23 protein-coding genes are annotated in these 19,807 nt (G+C 26.9%); 7 read left to right on the plus strand and 16 right to left on the minus strand.

Annotated features, from left to right (window positions below):
• Positions 1–41: 41 nt before the first annotated feature.
• The gene (locus AMN70_RS03535; protein WP_075501821.1) at positions 42–497 is read right to left on the minus strand and encodes a sulfotransferase; all 456 of its coding nucleotides are present in this window, start codon (positions 495–497) and stop codon (positions 42–44) included.
• An 11-nt stretch (positions 498–508) separates the two neighbouring features.
• Here AMN70_RS03535 and AMN70_RS03540 point away from each other — a divergent pair, with 11 nt between their 5' ends.
• Complete coding sequence (locus tag AMN70_RS03540; RefSeq protein ID WP_075501823.1) at positions 509–1,819, plus strand: arylsulfotransferase family protein; 1,311 nt, start codon at positions 509–511, stop codon at positions 1,817–1,819.
• Positions 1,816–2,046 carry a hypothetical protein gene (locus AMN70_RS03545; protein ID WP_075501825.1) on the plus strand — a complete coding sequence of 77 codons (231 nt, stop codon included), beginning with the start codon at positions 1,816–1,818 and terminating at the stop codon, positions 2,044–2,046. Before AMN70_RS03540 ends, AMN70_RS03545 begins: the two co-directional genes overlap by 4 nt.
• Position 2,047: 1 nt before the next feature.
• Here AMN70_RS03545 and AMN70_RS03550 read toward each other — a convergent pair whose 3' ends face one another.
• A complete protein-coding gene (locus AMN70_RS03550; protein ID WP_143323417.1) occupies positions 2,048–2,593 on the minus strand; it encodes a hypothetical protein in 546 nt (181 codons plus the stop codon).
• A gap of 112 nt (positions 2,594–2,705) precedes the next feature.
• Here AMN70_RS03550 and AMN70_RS03555 point away from each other — a divergent pair, with 112 nt between their 5' ends.
• A complete protein-coding gene (locus tag AMN70_RS03555; RefSeq protein WP_075501829.1) occupies positions 2,706–3,797 on the plus strand; it encodes a hypothetical protein in 1,092 nt (363 codons plus the stop codon).
• 43 nt (positions 3,798–3,840) lie between these two features.
• Here the strand turns inward: AMN70_RS03555 and AMN70_RS03560 are convergent, their stop codons facing one another.
• On the minus strand, positions 3,841–4,176 hold the full coding sequence (locus AMN70_RS03560) for an SMR family transporter (RefSeq protein ID WP_075501831.1): 336 nt from the start codon (positions 4,174–4,176) through the stop codon (positions 3,841–3,843).
• A gap of 107 nt (positions 4,177–4,283) precedes the next feature.
• Between AMN70_RS03560 and AMN70_RS03565 the strand changes: the two genes are divergently transcribed.
• Entirely contained in the window at positions 4,284–4,925 is a 642-nt protein-coding gene (locus AMN70_RS03565; protein WP_075501833.1) for a (d)CMP kinase, read from the plus strand.
• A 10-nt stretch (positions 4,926–4,935) separates the two neighbouring features.
• On the opposite strand, the gene AMN70_RS03570 is transcribed toward AMN70_RS03565, so the two are convergent.
• The 13 genes from AMN70_RS03570 to rpsF all read right to left on the minus strand — a co-directional run bounded on the left by AMN70_RS03570 (position 4,936) and on the right by rpsF (position 17,765).
• Complete coding sequence (locus tag AMN70_RS03570; RefSeq protein ID WP_075501835.1) at positions 4,936–5,670, minus strand: hypothetical protein; 735 nt, start codon at positions 5,668–5,670, stop codon at positions 4,936–4,938.
• Between the two features lie 109 nt (positions 5,671–5,779).
• The gene (locus tag AMN70_RS03575; protein WP_075501836.1) at positions 5,780–7,075 is read right to left on the minus strand and encodes an MFS transporter; all 1,296 of its coding nucleotides are present in this window, start codon (positions 7,073–7,075) and stop codon (positions 5,780–5,782) included.
• Between the two features lie 58 nt (positions 7,076–7,133).
• Positions 7,134–7,994, minus strand: coding sequence for a DMT family transporter (locus tag AMN70_RS03580; RefSeq protein ID WP_075501838.1), 861 nt, complete (start codon positions 7,992–7,994; stop codon positions 7,134–7,136).
• On the minus strand, positions 7,991–8,917 hold the full coding sequence (gene gshB / locus AMN70_RS03585) for a glutathione synthase (protein WP_075501839.1): 927 nt from the start codon (positions 8,915–8,917) through the stop codon (positions 7,991–7,993). The genes AMN70_RS03580 and gshB overlap by 4 nt, the downstream gene beginning before the upstream one ends.
• Positions 8,907–10,202: a glutamate--cysteine ligase gene (locus tag AMN70_RS03590; protein ID WP_075501841.1), complete on the minus strand. Its 1,296-nt coding sequence runs from the start codon at positions 10,200–10,202 to the stop codon at positions 8,907–8,909. The genes gshB and AMN70_RS03590 overlap by 11 nt, the downstream gene beginning before the upstream one ends.
• A 30-nt stretch (positions 10,203–10,232) precedes the next feature.
• A complete protein-coding gene (locus tag AMN70_RS03595; protein WP_075501843.1) occupies positions 10,233–10,790 on the minus strand; it encodes an HD domain-containing protein in 558 nt (185 codons plus the stop codon).
• A 2-nt stretch (positions 10,791–10,792) separates the two neighbouring features.
• Positions 10,793–12,274 carry an amidophosphoribosyltransferase gene (gene purF, locus AMN70_RS03600; protein ID WP_075501845.1) on the minus strand — a complete coding sequence of 494 codons (1,482 nt, stop codon included), beginning with the start codon at positions 12,272–12,274 and terminating at the stop codon, positions 10,793–10,795.
• The gene (locus AMN70_RS03605; protein ID WP_075501847.1) at positions 12,228–12,773 is read right to left on the minus strand and encodes a CvpA family protein; all 546 of its coding nucleotides are present in this window, start codon (positions 12,771–12,773) and stop codon (positions 12,228–12,230) included. The genes purF and AMN70_RS03605 overlap by 47 nt, the downstream gene beginning before the upstream one ends.
• 3 nt (positions 12,774–12,776) lie before the next feature.
• Positions 12,777–15,164, minus strand: coding sequence for an efflux RND transporter permease subunit (locus AMN70_RS03610; protein WP_075501849.1), 2,388 nt, complete (start codon positions 15,162–15,164; stop codon positions 12,777–12,779).
• 20 nt (positions 15,165–15,184) lie between these two features.
• On the minus strand, positions 15,185–16,600 hold the full coding sequence (locus AMN70_RS03615) for a replicative DNA helicase (RefSeq protein WP_075501851.1): 1,416 nt from the start codon (positions 16,598–16,600) through the stop codon (positions 15,185–15,187).
• A gap of 66 nt (positions 16,601–16,666) precedes the next feature.
• Entirely contained in the window at positions 16,667–17,125 is a 459-nt protein-coding gene (rplI, locus tag AMN70_RS03620) for a 50S ribosomal protein L9 (RefSeq protein ID WP_075501853.1), read from the minus strand.
• Position 17,126: 1 nt separating this feature from the next.
• Positions 17,127–17,399, minus strand: a complete 273-nt coding sequence (rpsR, locus tag AMN70_RS03625; RefSeq protein WP_075501855.1) for a 30S ribosomal protein S18 — start codon at positions 17,397–17,399, stop codon at positions 17,127–17,129.
• Positions 17,400–17,405: 6 nt separating this feature from the next.
• Positions 17,406–17,765, minus strand: a complete 360-nt coding sequence (gene rpsF / locus AMN70_RS03630) for a 30S ribosomal protein S6 (protein ID WP_075501857.1) — start codon at positions 17,763–17,765, stop codon at positions 17,406–17,408.
• An 87-nt stretch (positions 17,766–17,852) separates the two neighbouring features.
• Here rpsF and fabD point away from each other — a divergent pair, with 87 nt between their 5' ends.
• The 3 genes from fabD to AMN70_RS03645 are packed head-to-tail and all read left to right on the plus strand — an operon-like array spanning position 17,853 to position 19,799.
• The gene (fabD, locus tag AMN70_RS03635) at positions 17,853–18,779 is read left to right on the plus strand and encodes an ACP S-malonyltransferase (protein WP_075501859.1); all 927 of its coding nucleotides are present in this window, start codon (positions 17,853–17,855) and stop codon (positions 18,777–18,779) included.
• Entirely contained in the window at positions 18,776–19,510 is a 735-nt protein-coding gene (fabG, locus tag AMN70_RS03640) for a 3-oxoacyl-[acyl-carrier-protein] reductase (protein ID WP_075501861.1), read from the plus strand. The genes fabD and fabG overlap by 4 nt, the downstream gene beginning before the upstream one ends.
• Positions 19,511–19,559: 49 nt before the next feature.
• Positions 19,560–19,799, plus strand: a complete 240-nt coding sequence (locus tag AMN70_RS03645) for an acyl carrier protein (protein ID WP_008544320.1) — start codon at positions 19,560–19,562, stop codon at positions 19,797–19,799.
• Positions 19,800–19,807 lie beyond the last annotated feature (8 nt).

Consider the following 19,807-nt stretch of genomic DNA (forward strand, 5'->3'; position numbering starts at 1 on the left):
CTCCTTGAGGCATTGAAAAAGGGTTGTGACTAAATTTAATATTATTTGTTATCTCGTCCTTTTTCAATAATAGAATTTTTATAGTCTGAGTCTAAAAATTTATATAAATTATCTTTATAATTAATTATATTTTCAGACCAAATTAATTCTTCAAATGCATCTGGACTATCTAAATCGATTTTTAATCCATCACCATGTATTCTTTCCAAACTTTCGTTTTTATGATAATAAATTTTTTTAAATTTGCTCCATAAAAATGGAATTTTTGTAAATGGAAGATCAGAATACACATAACTACCAAAATCTTCATGTTTAGATAAAGTTTGAGTTAAAATAGTTGTTCCTGATCTAGGCATTCCCGTGATAAAAATACATTTATTGTCAAGATTTATGTAATTATTTTTATGATTTTTAATTATTAAATCCTCAAAAAAAGAAATATTATCAATTATACTTCGAAATTTTCTTTGCAATTTTAAACCTTTTAAAATACTCATATGCAAATCTTATGATTGATAAATTACTACGTCTATCATTTTTTTTTTCATTAGCTATTTTAATATTTTTTTTTGGCTATGTTTCTCATAAATATAAAGCGAAAAAAATTTTTAATACGATTGAACCAATAATTTCCAAAATAGAATTAGAATTAGATCTTGATTTTGATGAAAAATTTGGAGAGAGAAAATTAAATTTACTTTTTTCAAACTCAAATTTAGCTAATGATATGAATTTTTCATATGCAAATAAACCTCGGGATAAATTCAAAAATTTTTTATTTCTAAAATTAGATCATAATTATCCTGTATTAATGAGTTCGCCTGATAGGATAATTTGGAAGTGGAATCTTGAAAAATTTAGAAATGCAAAAAAGTTAATTCCATATTTATTGTATGACAATGGTGACATAATTTTAGGAAGATATGAAACTAAGGGTATATATAAAATTGATAAAAAAGGAAAAATAATTTGGCAAAATGATTTATATAATCATCATTGGATTTTCGTTTATGAGGGATTTCTTTATGTGCCTGGAACTACTTTTTTAAATAATAAGAGTGAATTGAAAGAAAAGATATATGAAAATTCGTTTATCAAAAACTGTGAAGCAAAACATAAATCTAGATTTGGCACAATTATGATTATTGATGAAAAAAACGGAAAATTAGAAAAAGAAATATCTATTATTGAGTCATTCTATAAAAATGAATTATCAAAAAAAATAATAGAAAAATATGCCTCGAATTGTACAGACACATTGCATTTAAATGATGTGAGAGTGTTAGATGAAAAAAAGGCAAAATTTTTCAGTAATGGAAAAAAAGGTGATATACTTGTTTCTTTAAGGCACTTAGATATGATAGCATTAATTGATAAAGATACTCATGATATAAAATGGTATGTTCAAGGAAAATTTAAAAATCAGCATTCACCTAGAATTACGCCAAAAGGTACTTTGTTAGTTTTTGATAATCATTTTAAGGCTCAGAAATCGAGAATAGTAGAGATTGATATAGTTTCAAAAAATATAGTTGGATATTATTCTGGTAAAAATTCCAAATTTTATAGCACCACAAGGGGAAGAATTCAATTAATTGATAATAGAATTATTATTCAAAGTTCTGACCAGGGAGAAATATTTGAAATAATGTGTGACTCAGATTATTTAAGTGATATTAATTGTAAATCTAAATATTTATTTTCTGCAGTGTTTTCAGGTTTTTACCCAAGCACTGGTTCTTCGGTCAAAGGAGGTTATATTAAGGATCAAATCTATATAGGTGATTTTTATAAAAAGATTAATTTTATTTCAAAATGATGAAAATCTTAAAAATTTTAATTTTTACATTTCTATTAATTACCAATGCTAATGCATATATAGGAATAGGACCTTTATTACCTCTTCTTGGAGGTGCTATAATGTATATTTTTGTTGGTATTATTATTATTTTAGGTTTTATTTTTTATCCTTTAAAAAAAATTTACTCTTACTTGAAAAATAAAAAAAATATTAAATCGGATAACAATAAAAGTTTAAAAAATTAGATTAATATATTTTTTCTTTAAAATAAACTTTATAAATTCGATCGAATTCAGATTTTATATGTTCCTTTAAATTTATATCTGACTGATTTTTTGAAATTATAAGCTGATTAACTTTATCAGATATAATATTATCTTTTGGATTATTTTTCCCCAAGATAGGTAGAATAACATTTCTTTCTTGTGTAGAAGAGATGAATCGTAACTTCTGCAATTCATCTTGAGTCAAAGAATAAAAATCTCGAAAAATTGGATCTTTTTTTTTTAAAGATATAGAGTTTTTATAATATCTTATTCTATTTCTAATTAAATTTAATAATGGTATTTTTTTTAAGAATAATTTAATTTTATTTGAATTATTTATCTCAGATTGAAGAAAAGTATTTTTATTTTGATAATGAGTAAAGGAAGGGATATCAAAACGCAAACATTCGTTTGAATTAAAATATTGTAATAAACCTTCTCTTATAGTGCTTCCACCAGATTTAGGAATGTGAACATTAAATATTATCTTGTTATGATCAATGACTGGATTTGTTTCAATTTTCATTTCTATTGTTTTATTGATCAAACTACAATTTAGGTCAATTTTTTGTAATAAATTATATATTAACAAAATTTTTGTTAATTTAATTCAGTAAAAGAGCTATAATAAAATTTTCATGAATCTGGATATTTATAAAGAGACGATTTATTACATTTTATCTCCAAGTAATTTTAGTTCTGGAGGCCCAAAACATTTACATCAATTAGGTGCTGAGTTAAAAAATTTAGGCAAGAATGTTTTCATGTATTATTACCCAAATAATATAGAAGACCCTGTACATGAAAATTTAAAATCTTACGATGTACCTTTTACAAGAAACATAGAAGACTCGAATAAAAATATTTTGATAGTAGCGGAAGTTAATGATCAAATTTTAGTTTCAAAAGAATTTAAGAATATTCAAAAGGTATTATTTTGGCAGAGTTTAGATCATTTTTTTATAACGCACTATCAACAAAATTTTTCAAAATACATAAAATCAATCATAAAGATACCATTTAAAATTATAAATAAATTTAATGATTTAACAAAAAATTATTTTGGCAATTTAAGTTTAGCAAAATATTTAAAAACTATTTATTTAAACTTTCCTTTTTCAAATCTAGTAAAAAAAGATGATTTTAAACTAAATCTAGCACAATCTTATTATCAACATAAAATTTTGAGCTCTAAAAATGTTGAAACTCTTTATTTAAACGATTTTATACGAGATGAATTTTTTCAAGCAGCAAAACGTCTATCGTTAAAAGATAAAGAAAATACAATTTGCTACTACCCTGTCAAAAGCTCGAGTTTTATGAATAGAATAATTGAAAAGAATCCTAATTTAAAATTTGTTCCTTTATACAACTATAGCATTAAAGAAATAATTGAAATTTTATCAAAAAGTAAAATCTACATAGATTTTGGTTATCATCCAGGTGTTGATGGCCTACCTAGGGAAGCAGCTATATTAAGAAATTGTATTTTAACTAACAAAGAGGGTAGTGCTTTTTATTCAGAAGCGGTACCTATTTATGAGCAATATAAGTTTGATGAAAAACAAAAAAATTTAATAAGGATAAAAAAAAAGATCAATTATATATTTGACAATTTTGAAGATGAGCTAAAAAATTTTGAGCACTATGTAGGTATTTTAGAAAATGAAGAATCGATATTCAAATCTCGAGTAGCAAAAATTTTTGATACCGAAAAAAAAAATCAGTAATAAATTTAAATTTAAAAAATTAATTTTATTTTATAAATCGTATTTATTCTAATTGACCTAAATAATTGACCATAATAACTCCTATAATAATCAAAACTATTCCTATTATACCAAAAATGTTCGGAACTTGATTGTATTTTAAGAAAGCAAAAAGAACCACTCCAGTAACTGTTAAACCACTATAAGTTGAATAAGCAAACCCAACAGGAAGTGAGTGCATTGCTTTTGCAATACAAAACATAGTTACACACATAAACAAAATACAAAAAACAGATGGTGTTAATTTTGTAAATCCTTCAGATACTTTAGCTAAGCTGTTGCAAACGATGCCAAAAGCAATAGCTGAAATTAAAAAAAAATATCCAAATAAAGTTTTCATGAGTCTAGATAAATAAAAATTTATATTTTTACAAATTAAGATTATCAAATTGGTTAATATTTACTATTTTATTATTTAATCTTTTCAAAAATAGTCTATTAAATCTTATGGCTAGATTTAAAAAAATAATTATTGCTTGTGATGGGGAATCTGCAAGCGGTAAAAGTACAGCCGCAAAATTAGTCTCAAAAAAATATAAACTTTTACTTATTAATTCTGGTTTATTATACAGATATTGTAGTAAACTAATTATTGAGAATAAGCCTAAAAAAACTATTCCATATCTAAGAAAAAAGTTTAAATCAATTACTTATAATACAATTTCTAAACAAAAACTTCACTCAGAAAAAATTTCAAATCATGTCGCGATTCTTGCTAAAAATAAAGATGTAAGAAAAATTGTAAACAATTTGCAGAGAAGAATAATTAAAGCACATAATAGGATTTGTATTGAGGGTCGTGATATTGCTAGTAAGATTTTAGCAAAAAAACCAAAATACGATTTAGCATTTTACTTTGAATGTAATTTAGAAATTGCAGCTAAAAGACGTTGGTTAGAGATCAAAAAAAAAGTACCTTTGAAAGAGGTAAAGAAATCTTTAAAATTTAGGACTAAATTAGACAAACATAGAAAAAATAGTCCATTAATAAAAGTAAAAGATGCTATTTTGATTAAAACAGACAAGCTGTCAAAAAAACAGGTGTTAATGAAAATGTCTAAACAAATTGATAAATTTTTTGAGAAATAATATTTTTAAATTAATTTTTTGTATTTTTATCTATATCGAAATTTTCTAGAGAAAGAGTTAGATTAGAATTGTTATCAGTAATATTTTCTATTTCTTTATTTTTTTGTAATTCTCTTTGTTTCAATCTTAATTCTCTTCTATTCTCTTTCAACTCTTTTTCTTTTTGTTCTTTATCAAATTTTTCTTCCCATTCTTTGATTCTTATATATTCAAGTTGTTTTTTTCTTTCTTCATCTTCTTTTAAAGCTTTTAATTCTTTATTTTTTTTTCTTTGCTCTTTTAATTCCTTATGTTTTTGTTCTTCTTCTCTTACTTTTAGATCTATATCTTTCCTACTCTGAACTTCTTCTTTAAATTTTAATTCTTTCTCCTTAATTCTCAATTCTTTTGCAATTGTGACCAGATGTTCATCTTTTTTTATAAGTCGTTCAGACTCAATTTTTATTTTTTCTTCTCTTAATTTAAAATCCTTTTCTTTAATTCTTAATTCCTCATCCCTAAGTTTTATTTTATTACTTTCCTTATTCAATTTTTCTTCCCAGTTTTTTAATTCTTTCCTTTCTTTTTGAATTTGATTTTTTTCTTCAAGTTTCTGTAACTTAATATTTTTAATTTTTTCTAATTCTTTATTCTTTTTATAGTTTGAAAATGCTGCACTAATAGATTTTGTTGTAATGGTTGCTATTTTTGCTAAACCAACTTTTTTACTATGAACTTTTTTTTTAATTTTTTTTTTATATGGCATTTTTTAAAAAAGACATTTCACTGGAGAAAATATTATTTTTCAATAAAAAATTTAAAAAAAAAGATTTTAAATCTGACTAATTTGGGTACAACCTTTAATTGATTTAAATTTAGTAATTTTTTGTTTCTCCTTCAGCTTTTTCTGGCTCATCAATTGGCTCTGTAGTTGGATTAAGTTCAATTCCTGCAGGAGTAATTGTTTGAGGCATTGCGACAAACTGAGAGTCGGGATTATCAATTGTTTGTCTCATTTTCATTCTATATACACCAAATACTCCAATTAGTGAGTGAAAAACGAAAAGGAATATAAAAAATCCATTAGATCCTACAACATCCATAAATATTGAGCATAAGAAAGGACCACTCATTGCGCCTAATCCAAATGCAAATTGAAGTCCAGCACCTGCTGCAACAAATCTATCTTTTGAAATATTGTCATTAGTATGTGCTAAAATTAATGAAAACATAGGCAAGCTGCAAAAAGAAAAAAGAATAAAAAATATATAAAACCAAGTTTTACTTGTTGCTAGACCATCTGGTAAATACATTTGTCTAGAAACTAAAATTGCTATAATTGCAAAAACTGCTGCACCAAACGTAGAAAATACAATTACTTTTCTTCTATCGTAAATATCTGAAATTTTTCCGATAGGAAATTGTGCTATAGCACCAGAAATAGCTAAAAGGAATGTTACAATAGATATTTCTAATATAGTAAAATTCATAGATGTTGCATAAACCGCTAATAATGTAAATAATGCAGATTGAATAGTGCCATAAAACAAAGAGCTTACCATTCCAAAAGGTGAAGCCTCATAAAGTTCTTTAAGATTCATTGCTTTTATTTTTTTAAATGTGGGAGGTTTTTTTTTGGTTAACAATATTGGTATTAAGGCAGCCGAAGTTATGATAGATATTAAAATGAAAGGTTCAAAATTTTTTGGACTACTAAAATTTAAAAGAAACATACCAATCCCCATCGATCCGTATAGGATAACCATATAAATTGACAACACACTCCCTCTATTTTTGTTACTTGATCTATCATTGAGCCAACTTTCAGCTACAGTATATATGCAAACCATACTTATCCCAGTTAGCACCCTTAATAAAAACCACACAAAAGGATGTATTATAGTTGAATGGGCTAAAATAACTAATGAAGCTAACGATGCAAAAGCAGCAAACACTCTTATATGTCCAACTCTAGAAATTATAGTCGGAATAGTTGCAGCCCCTATAAAATATCCTACAAAATATCCAGACATCATAAATCCAGTGGCTGTAAGACTAAATTCTTCTTGAACTGCTCTCACACCAAGTAGAGATCCTTGAAAGCCATAAGCCATCATAATACATCCCATACCTAAAAATAGTGCCCAAGAATTTTTTAAAACTTTATTCATAAAAGCTGACGTAACTATTCGCGATGTATTAATAAATCAAGTCTTATTTGTGACAAGCTTAAGAATTTTTGAGCTTCAAAAACGAATGAACTGCAATTGTAGTAATTATCAACAATCCTCCATGAAGAGTTTCAAGGGTAGGTTGTTCCTTGATTATAAGCCAAACCCAAATCGGTCCTATAATAGTCTCTAGTAAAAAAAATAGATTTACTTCTGCGGCTGGTATAAATCTTGGAGCAATGGTAACTAATACAAATGGAATTGCTACACAAAGGATACACATCAATGGAACAATTATTAGGTCTTTATTTTCTAGCATAAAGCTCTCAATAAAAAACAAAGCAAATACTGCAACAAATAATTTACCTATTACAGCGGCAGGAACTAAATTTTTGGATTTGGCAGACCTTATAGTAATTGCTCCAACAGCAAGACCTATTGCGGTAATAAATCCTAATATATCGCCATAGAAATTACCTAATTTAAGTGAGTCAAAAAAAATATAAATCACAGCTAAAAAAGTTATGATTATTGAAATCCATGTTTTTTTATCTGGAGGTTCTTTTAAAACTATTGCACCTAAAATAGCAGATAACATTGGCGCAGTAGCTATCATCACTAGTGTATTAGCAACATTTGTATTTTGAATTGAAACAACAAAAGTAACGTTTGTTATACTAAAAGTGATAATATAGATAAGTCCATGATAACTGCTTGAGAAAAGAATCTTAAAAAAATTTAATTGATAAACTATAAGCATTATAAAAAACACTGTAAAAAAAGGTATAATTCCTCTATAAAATACTAAACCCCAAGTATCAACATTTGAAAGTCTTATAAACAAAGAGTCTGGAGTAATAAACATTACTGCAACAAAAGCGAGCAAAGAACCTTTTTGTTGATCAGTAAGATTATTCATATTTTTAATTTATTCCAAAAGGTTTTAGCAAGATTAATTTCAGACAAATCATAAAGTGTTTTTAATCCGGTAGGAGAAGTAACATTGATATCGCCATTAAGTTTTTGATCGATAAAATCAATTCCTGCAAAAAATATTTTTTCTTTTTTTAAATCTTTAGCAATTAATTTTGATATCTTTATTTCTAGTGTAGTCAAATTGGTATTGATCGCTTTTGCACCTTTACTCATATTGCTTAAAAAAGATCCTTTTTTGGGCACTCTTGATATTGCACCACAAACTTGTCCATTTATAATAAATACCCTCTTATCGCCATAAATGATTTTAGATAAATATTTTTGACACATTATATGACCATGGTTTTGTAAAAATTTTTTTATAAAATTAAAATTAAATCTTTTTAATAGGTGTATATTGTTTCCGCTATAACTGTGAATAGGTTTCAAAATTACTTGATTATGTTGTTTAAAAAATTTTTTAATTTCATAAATATCTTTTGTAAAAATTGTACTTGGCATATATTTATAAAATTTGGCAGAATATAATTTTTCAGAAATATTTCTTATTGACGTAGGATCATTAATTATTTTTACTTTATCTTTAATTTTATCCAAAATATATGTTGTTGAAATATATTCAAGATTAAATGGAGGATCTTGTCTTATCAGAATAAATTTACATTTTGATAAATTCATTTTTTGTTTTTTTAATATCTTAAAAAAAATTTTTCTTTTATAATTAAATTCAACAAAAAAACCTTTGGCTATAATTTTTGAATTAATTATGGATAAATCTTTAGGCTCATAGTAGAATATTTTATATTTTTTCTTCTGAATTTCGTTTGCAAGAAAAATGGTGGTATCAGTTAATGGATTGAGTTTTGAGGGGTGATCTCCTTGAATAGCTATAATCTTATTTATCATATAATTCACTTAAATCTTCATTTTTTGAAAATTTATTAATCATATGATCTGCATTTGTAGTTTTATTATCAATAACTTCCTGTAAGTGATTTAAAAATATAGTTTCGTTTTTTCCACTTTTATTAATTATATCTCTTTTTTCTAATCCCTTCCTGGATAAGTCTAATAATTTAGATGCCCAATAAAGTAAATCTTTGCCCATTAATTGAGTATTAAATCCTTTTTGAGGTGCTTCTAAATAAGCATTGATTATTTTATTTTTATCCCATTTTGAAATAAGTTCATAAATTTCGTCAAGATTTCCATATAACATTCCAGTAAAAAAAGCTGGACCTGCACATAAACATTCCCAACCACAAGTGTCCATCGATCTTATCTCTATATATTTTTTTAATCTATTTTCTGTGAAAATTGTGCTTAGATGTGATGATAAATCATTCTCTTTTGGTAATCTATTACCTATTTCTATTATTTTTCCTTCCATGAAATGTTTAAAGGTATATTGATTTCCTGATATATAATTTTCTTTATCTTGAATGAATAATAGAGGAAAGTTCATAACAAAATCTGCATATTTTTCGAAATCCAATTCTTCGAAAAATAATTTTGGTAATCCACCCCGAGAAGTATTTTGCCAAACTTTTGATCTATAGGATAAATAATTGCTATTTTGTTTTTCAATAATTGAAGAGTTTGCAAATAAAGCGATAGATATAGGAACTATTGAATTAGCAACTTTGAATTTTTTTATAAAGTCTTTCTCAGATTCATAATCTAAATTTAATTGTGTTCCACAAGTTCTGTACATCATATCTAAACTTAATTCACCATCTAAAGGCATTTCTTTCGTCATAAGTTTATAGCGTTGTTTTGGATTATTTGGGATTTCATCAAGTTTAGAGATAGGATCGAAACCAGCGCTTACTATATTTATATCAAGTTTTTTTGTAACTTGTCTCAATTCAAATAAATAATCTTGAGACTCTGCACAAGCTTCATGAATATGATTTAATTTATCACCAGATAATTCTATTTGGTTTCCTGGTTCAAGAGATATATTTTTACCAGCATTATTTAATCCAATTATATTTCCTTTTTCTACAACTGCTTTCCAACCAAATTCTTGTAAAGCGCTAAACATTTCTTTTATTTTTGTATAATCTATTCTTTTATTATCTTTGTTATTGAACAAAAATTTTTCATGTTCAATTCCAATTTTTAAATCTTTGATTTCCTTTATTCCAGATTTGAAATGTTCGATAATTTTTTCTTTAGAAGTTATCATAAGATATTAAATACTAATTTATAATCAAATTTAAAGTTGTGAATACGGTTTTCTTGAAAAGACTTTTTTTACTATTGGTTTAAAAAACTCTAATGACAATGATTTATAATTAGGATCAAAAGAATTTTGATCATATTTTTCACAGAAATCTATTGTTGCTTGATAATATTTATGGTCTTTATATTTATCTCTTTTGTTTTTATCACCACCCAAGTGATGTGCATAATAATACATTTGAAATTCACCATGTTTTTCAATAATCCAGTGTGTCTTCTTTGAGACATAAGGCTTGAGTATTGCCGCAGCATATTCTGAATGATTTAATGGAGCTAATTCATCTCCAATATCATGTAATAAAGCTGCAACAATCATTTCCTCACTCTCTCCATTTTTATAAGCTCTAGTTGCACTTTGAAGTGAATGTTCTAGTCTTGATATTTGGTAACCTTCTAATGTTTCTGTCAAATTAGACATAAATTTTAATATTCTTTCTGCAGTTTTACCTGCAAAATCTTTTTCATGTTTATCTAAAAAAAGATAATCATCTTTTGTTCCATTCTTCATCTCTGTAAAACTTACTTTTTTCATTTTTAATTATTTGATGTAGTATTTAATAAAGACAATTGAGTAATCTTATTATCACCTAATTCATCTACTGGTTTAACTGGGTACTCACCAGTAAAGTAATGATCTGTTAATTGAGGATAGTTTTCATTTCTTCTATCAAATCCTATTGCTCGATACATACCATCAATTGATAAAAAATTTAAAGATTTGGCACCAATATATTCACATATTTCTGAATTCGTTTTATTAGCTGCCAATAATTCTTTTCTAGTTGGTGTATCTACTCCATAAAAATCTGGATATCTTATTTCTGGACAAGCAATTTTAACATGCACTTCTTTTGCACCTGCTTCGTATAACATCTTTACTATTTTATGTGAAGTAGTCCCTCTAACAAGTGAGTCATCAATTAAAACTATCTTTTTATTTTTTATTGTTGTTTGGTTGGCATTCAATTTTAATTTAACACCAAGGCTTCTTATTTTTTGACTTGGTTCAATAAAAGTTCTTCCTACATAATGATTTCTAATTAATCCATGTTCATAATTTTTTCTTAAATGTTGAGCAAATCCCAATGCTGCAGCATTACCACTATCTGGGACAGGGACTACGATATCAGCATCAATATTATTTTCTTTGGCAAGTTCAATTCCTAAATTCTTTCTATGTTCGTAAGCAGTCTTGCCATTTAAAATACTGTCAGGTCTGGCAAAATATATATATTCAAAAACACATGGTCTTGCTTTTTTTGGAGGGAAAGGCTTAATACTTTCTAATTTATCATTTTCAATTAAAACTATTTCGCCATTTTCAACCTCCCTTACAAATTTTGCTCCAATTATATCGAGAGCACATGTTTCTGAAGTAAGCACATAACTATTTTTTAATTTACCAATTACCAATGGTCTTATTCCATAGGGGTCTCTTACTCCTATCAAAGATTTTTGAGTTAGCATCACTAATGCATAACCACCTTGAACTTGAAAAATTGCATCCACAACTTTATCAATTGTTTTAACTCTTTTGGATTTTGCAATTAATTGAACAATTGTCTCTGTGTCTGAGGTTGTATAAAAGATTGCACCGTCTTCAACTAATTTATTTCTTAAATATATAGAATTTGTTAAATTCCCATTATGAGCAACTCCAATCCCTCCAGCATTTGTATCCGCAAAAAAGGGCTGAATATTTCTTAAGGTATTACTGCCAGTTGTGCTATATCGATTATGACCAATTGCAAAGTTGCCTTTTAATCTTTTGAGTATTTTTTCTTTGTTAAAGTTATCACCAACTAACCCAAATCTTTTTTCAGAGTAATATTGTTTGCCGTCAAAAGTAACAATTCCACAACCTTCTTGGCCCCTATGTTGTAAAGCATGAAGACCTAAAGCGGTCAACGCAGATGCATCTTCAATATTGCTGATACCAAATACACCACACTCTTCATTTAATTTTGAATTATAATTCTTCAATTTTTTCTTTAGAGTGTTGATATGTTTTTTCATCTGGAAATTCTTTCAATAAATAATTACTACCTTTCTCTAAATATGGAAAGACATAAGATTTATCCACATTTATTGGCCATTTATTATAATTATATACTATATGGATACCTGAAAAGACACATACAGAAATAATGTAAGCCCTTAAGAAACCAAAAAAGAATCCAAACACAGTATCTAAACTTCCTATTCCAGTATATCGGACAGCTCTGCTAATTCCTTTACTAACCATTAAAACTAAAAAAATCACTATTACAAATATAGCAACACCTAGAACTAAGTCTAAAACATATTCGTTATCTATAATATCTTCTAAGTAGGGTTTTGTTCGAGGGAAAATAATTAATGTAATTATGAAGGCCAATAACCACTTTAACATCGATAAAATGCTTAATACAAAGCCTTTTTTATAACATTTGATTAAAGATAAAAAAGTAATTCCAAGATAGATTAAATCTATAATAGATGCTGAATTAAAAAAAACTGCAAAAGCATTCGACATCAGCTACTTTCCAAAAGGTTTTGTCACTAAAATTAAAGAGGGAAGAAGGGTTAATACAGAAACCATTGCTATTAACATTGCCAGCCCAGTAAATATTCCAAAATAAATTGTGGGGATGAATTTTGATAAAACTAATATTGAAAAACCAAAAACTATTGTTATCGAAGTATTAAGTATTGCTACACCAACTGTGGAATGACAGGTTTTTATTGTTTTTTTATATTCCTTAGTTTTATCGAATTCTTCTTTAAAACGATAGATATAGTGAATACTGTTATCAACTGCAATTCCAATTGTGATTGCTGCAATAGTTATTGTCATCATGTCTAGTGGAATATTAAGTAAACCAATAAATCCGAGTATAAAAAAGGCAGCTATAAAGTTTGGTACTACACCAATTAGAGACAATTTTATATTTCTAAATAAAATCATAAACATTATAAAAATTCCAATCATTACCAGTCCTAAAGTTAAAATTTGAGATTTAAATAAACTTTGTAATAGATTGTTAAATAAGATTAATACACCTGCTAATTTATATCGATCTTTTTCTAATCCAAGATTATTTTGAAGATCAAAATTGATTTTATTTATTAAATCATTTCTTCTTAAATTTTCTTTGGAATCTATTATTCTTAAACTTATTCGAGCTTCATTATCTTTGATTGAAATATAGGGATCTATTATTTCAGTTTTGATAGCTTCGGGAATTTTGGTATATAAAACACCCATTTCTAGAGTGCCAAGTGGTTTGTTATTATTCAGCAAAGTTGCAACATCTATAATAGAAGAAAAAGATAATACCTTTCCTATTTGAGGTAAAGAGTCTAAATAATTATGAACTTTTGCAATTGTATCAATTTTGTCTTTGGTAAACCAATATTTTTCATTTCCTTGTTCGTCTTCATCACCCCAATCATCAAAATCATCATCTTTTCCAACATCTTCTTTTTGAGCCTCTGGAAATTTTAAAATTACTTCAAGAGGGGTAGTGCCGCCTAGCTGTTCATCAATTAACTTCATTCCTTTATAAATCTCAGTTTTTTTACTGAAATAATTTATAAAACTATTTTCCACCTCTAATTTTGAAATACCAAATATACTGAGTCCGATAACAACTACAGTTACTATAAAGATAGGCATTTGATAATTTAGAGACAAGTTTCCCAGAAATTTAGTAATTGTTGATCCGTCATCTTCTTTAACAATTATATTCTTTGTTGAAACGAAATTTAATAAAGTAGGAAGAAGTGTAAAAGTAATTATAAATGAGGTAATTAATCCCAACGTCATCATCCATCCAAAATCAATAATAGGTTTAATTTCACTAAAGATTAAAGATAAAAATGCTATCACTGTAGTTAGCACTGTATAAAGTATAGGCCAAAACATTTTACTAGTTGTTAAAGATAATATTTCCAAAATAGTTTTAAAAGGGTATGCTTTTCTTAATTGTAAAAATCTTGTGCTCATATGGATATTCATTGCCATAGTTAATATTAGCATTAGAGCAATAAAGTTAGATGAAATTACAGTCACTTTCCAACCAAGCAAACCTAATAGACCCACCATAATAATAACCGAAAAAAAACAGCTACTAATTGGAACAATTATCCAAATAATTTTTCTAAAAATATACCAAAGAGTAGTAACTATGAACAACAATACCCCTAAACCAAAAACAACTATATCACTTTTTATGAATGTCATCATATCATCTGCTATCATTGGAATACCCCCTAAATAAATTTTTCCAATATCTTCATAGCTTTTTATGACATCTCTGATTTCTAAAATATTTTTATGGTTACGTTTTTTAACTTGATCTCGATACTCATCTATTTCTTTTTTAGATTTGTTTGTTATATCTTCTAAAGGAGGGTTTGGTTTAATATTAACTATAATTCCACTTGTTTTTCCGTCTTCACTTATCACAAAATTTCTAAAAACAGGACTATCTAAAATTTCATTAAATCCTCTCTCTTTGTTAACATCTTGATCTTTCAATGTTTTAAAATTTTCTAATCTTTCCTGAAGGGGAGCATCAGAGTTGTTTAAAAGTGGAATATCTAATAACGTGATTACACTGTGTACCCAATTTAGGCTTTGAATTTTATATTTTAAACTCAATAAATTATTTATTGAACTATCCGTCACCATTCCTTCATTTGGTGAATAAGTGAGGACTAGAAATTCTTTAGATCCATATCGATCAGTAATTTCTCTTAAATATTCAAGATCAGGATCTCCTTCAATTAATAATGTCTCAGAGGAGGCATCCAATCTAAAGTCCTTTGAAAAATAACCAAAACTAAGTAATGCAATTAATAATATTGCAAAAACAGATTTTGGGTTTTTTAAGATTGTACTTTCATACAAATCATCAAACATAGGTTCTTTTATATTGGAAATTAATTAGTTTGAGTATCTTTAAATTTTGTAAATCTTTCTTCAAATTCAAGAGTTACTTTACCAATAGGACCGTGACGTTGTTTTCCAATTATTATTTCAGCTAAATGAGCTACTTCATTCATTTTTGCTTGCCATTCAGCATGCTCTACGGTTGCTTCTCTTGGCTCTTTTCTCTGTAAGTAATATCCCTCTCTATAAACAAACATTACAACATCAGCATCCTGCTCAATTGACCCAGACTCTCTTAAATCAGCTAGTTGTGGTTTATGATCATCTCGTTGCTCTACTTGTCTTGATAATTGAGATAAAGCAACTACCGGTATCCCAAGTTCTTTTGCAATAGCTTTTAATCCTTGGGTAATTTGAGAGATTTCCTGAACTCTTCCATCTTTATTATTAGTTGTACCTTTCATTAATTGAATGTAGTCTACGACAATCATTTCTAAGCCATGTAGTCTTTTAATTCTTCTAGCTCGATTACTCATTGCAGCAATACTAATTGCTGGTGTTTCATCAATAAATAAGGGTAACTCAGAAATATTTTTAGAAGTTTCTAAAAATTGATCGAATTGATCATCAGAAATTCTTCCACGTCGTATGTCGTTGGATCCAATCCGAGCTTGTTCAGATAAGATTCTTGTAGACAATTGTTCAGATGACATTTCTAATGAAAAAAAGGCAACAGAAGATTTTTTTCCACTATCTTGAATATATTTCGCAGCATTAAAAGCTATATTAGTTGCAAGAGATGTTTTACCCATAGAAGGTCTACCAGCGATAATGATTAGATCTGAATTATGAAATCCACCTAATCTATCATCCAAATCTCTTAAACCTGTTGGGACTCCAACAATACCACCTTCATTTTTGTAAGCTGCTGATGCCATTTCAATTGTTTGTTTCATTGCATCATCAAACTTGATTAAAGAAGAATTAAATGAACCCTTTTCTGCTAAATCAAATAATAATTTTTCTGAGTTTTCTATAATACTTTGGCCATTAATATCTAGGTCATTTAACTTTGCGCTATCAATTGTTTGTTCTGAAATTTTAATCAATTCACGTCTTACAAACATGTCGTAAATAATTTTTGAATATTCAATAGCTTGTCTTACTGATGTAGAAAATTTTGTAATTTTTACTAAATATTCTGGTACATCTAAATCATCTTTCTCATTTTCAAAATAATTTTTCAAAGTTATAGGATTTGCTAGCATCCCTTTATATATCAAGTTTTCAATGGCACTATAAATTTTTTGATGCATCGGATCATAAAAATTAATATTTGAAATAATTGTACTTATTTCATCAAAGATTTCATTAGTAACGAGTATTGAACCAATAACTGATTGTTCAGCCTCAATATTATTTGGTAGTTCTTTAAAGTTATCTTTTACTATACTAAGATTTTCCACTCTACTATCTTATATGAAATAAAATATTAAAAATTTAAAAAAAGCACTGTGGATGAAATTGTATAATTACTGAATTGTTTCAGCAGATTTTACTTCTATAGTGATTTCAGCATCAACTGCAGAGTGTAAAGAAATTTTAACTTTATGTTTACCAAGAGATTTAATTTCTTGAACAGGTTGAATCATTGAAGGTTTGATTTCAATCTTATTAGTCTCAAAAATTATTTTTGCAATTTCAGTTGGTTTTACAGATCCATATAGCTCATTATTTTCAGTACTTAATTTTTTTACGGAATATTGTTTTTTATTTATTTTTTCAGAAATTTTTTGAGCTGAAGCTTTTTTTTCATTATCTTTTTTAGCTAATTCAGATTTAATCTTCTCAACCTCTTTAATATTATCTTTCGAAGCATAAAGAGCCTTTTTATTCGCTATTAAAAAGTTTCTTGCATATCCTCTTTTGACGTCAATTATTTCACCAATTGATCCTATTTTTTTTACATTTTCTAACAAAATAACTTTCATATTATAATAATGCTAAATTTCTAGCTCTCTTAATTGATAAAGAAAGCTCTCTTTGTTTCTTTTGACTTACATTTGTAATTCTAGAAGGTAATATTTTTCCATTTTCTGACATATATTTTTTAAGTAATTTAATGTTTTTATAGTCAACTTTTGGTGCTCCTTTGATTGATAATGGACAACTTTTTTTGAATTTATATTTATTTGGTTGGAAAATACTTAGCTTAGCAAAATTACTCTGTTTTGCTTTTTTATTTCCACTTTGTCTTTTTGGCATAGTTAATTAAATTTTTTTTTCTTTTTTTTCGGGTTTCATACCATCATCTTTTTTGGCAAAATAATTTGTATTTAAATCAAAATCTTTAACTTTGACTGTTAAATATCTTAATAATTTTTTATCAATTGCTTCATTTTTTTCTAATTCTTCAACGACTTTTCCTTTACCTTTAATTTTGAAATGAATGTAGCTACCTTTTTTATTTTTTTTTATTAAATAAGATAGGTTAAGTAAGCCCCAATTCTCAGTTTTAACTACCTCTCCCTCGTTTTTTTCAACAATTTTTGAATATTTTTCAGTAAGTTGTTTTAGTTCACTAGGTGAAGCATCTTGTCTAGCTATAATAGTGTGTTCGTATAAATTCATTTAAATTCTTTAATAAAACGTGAGGATATACTATTATAAGTCTTCAATTACAATACTAAAAAGGGCAAAATTTAAATAAATTTTTATATGTTTTCAGTAATTTTTCCAGGTCAAGGTTCTCAGATGGTGGGGATGGGAAAAGAGTTTTACGATAATTTTGATATTGTAAAAAATTTATTTGTACAAGCTGACGATGCACTTAAAATGTCTTTATCTAAGACAATTTTAGAAGGACCAAAAGATGAATTGGATCTTACAACGAATACTCAGCCAGCAATATTTTTAATTAGTTATTCAATTTATCAAGTAATAAATAAGGAATTCAATATTGATTTAAAAAAAGCAAAATTTTTTGCTGGCCATTCATTAGGAGAATATACAGCAATTGCTTGTGCAGATTATTTAGATTTTCAAGATACAATTAGAATTCTTCAGATCAGAGGAAATGCTATGCAAAATTCTGTCCCAAAAGGTGAAGGTGGGATGATAGCAGTTTTAGGTACTACAGTTGAAAATATTGAAAATATTTTGACAGAAAACAAAAAAAATTTTTTAGTTGAAATTGCCAATGACAATTCAGAAGGTCAAATTGTATTAAGTGGAAAATCAGAAGATTTAGAAAAACTTAGCTCTCTTTTAAAACAAAATAAGATTAAAAACATAAAGCTACCTGTTAGTGCACCATTTCATTGTAGTTTAATGAAAAAAGCTACAGATATTATGAGAGATGAATTAAATAAATTGAATTTTAAAAAAGGTAACATTCCTTTAATTTCTAATTTTACAGCAAATGAAATATTTAATGCAGATGAACTGAAAAATTTATTAATTAAACAAATTGAAAATAGGGTTCGTTGGAGAGAAAGTGTTATTAATATGATTGAAAAGGGGGTAAATCAATTTATTGAAATTGGACCAGGAAAGGTTCTATCTGGGTTAGTTAAGAGAATTAATAAAGATGTTAAAGTTAGTTCAATTAATAACCAAGATGATATAAAAGAAATTAAATTATGATAGATTTGAAAAATAAGAAAATTATTGTTACAGGTGCCTCAGGCGGAATTGGAAATTCAGTTGTTGAAAAACTAAGTGAACATGGGGCTAATATTTTAGCTACTGGGACAAGAGTAGAAAAACTTGAGGCATTAAAAGATAAATTTAAAAATATTAAGATATTAAAATTTGACATATCGCAAATTGATAAAATAGAGGAATTTATTGAAAAAGCTTCAAATGAACTTGAGGGATTGGACTGTATTATTAATAACGCGGGTATTACTAAAGATAATTTAGCAATAAGAATGAATACAGAGGAATGGAAGCAAGTAATTGATATAAATCTTAACTCTACTTTTTTTATGAGCAAATTTGCTATTAAAAAAATGATGAAAAATAAAAAAGGCAAAATTATTAATATAACATCGGTTGTTGGACACACTGGCAATTTAGGACAAGCAAACTATACTGCTTCAAAAGCTGGTATAATTGCAATGTCAAAAAGTTTAGCTATTGAGTATGCAAAAAAGAATATAAATATAAATTGTATATCTCCCGGATTTATTAAAACTGCTATGACAGATAAAATAGACGAAAAATATAAGGATACGATAGTATCAAAAATCCCATCAGGTAGACTGGGTGAACCAGAAGATATTGCAAATGCAGTTCTTTTTTTATCTTCAAGTTTATCAGATTATATTAATGGAGAAACATTGCATGTTAATGGGGGCATGTATATGGCTTGACAAACTAGGTAATTAAACTATTAACGATTTTATAACAAAAAGGATCAATATGTCAGAAGATGTTTCAAGCAAAGTAAAAAAAATAGTTGCAGACCATTTAGGGATTGATGAGGCAAAAGTTACAGAGGAATCTAGTTTTATAGATGATTTAGGTGCTGACAGTTTAGACACAGTAGAACTTGTAATGGCTTTTGAGGAAGAGTTTGGTTCCGAAATTTCTGATAGTGAAGCTGAAAAAATCTTAACAGTAGGTGATGCTGTTAAATTTATAGAAGGCAAGGCTAACTAAAAATTTTA

It is taken from the genome of Candidatus Pelagibacter communis, assembly GCF_001179925.1.
In the GTDB taxonomy this organism is placed as follows: Bacteria; Pseudomonadota; Alphaproteobacteria; order Pelagibacterales; family Pelagibacteraceae; genus Pelagibacter; species Pelagibacter ubique_E.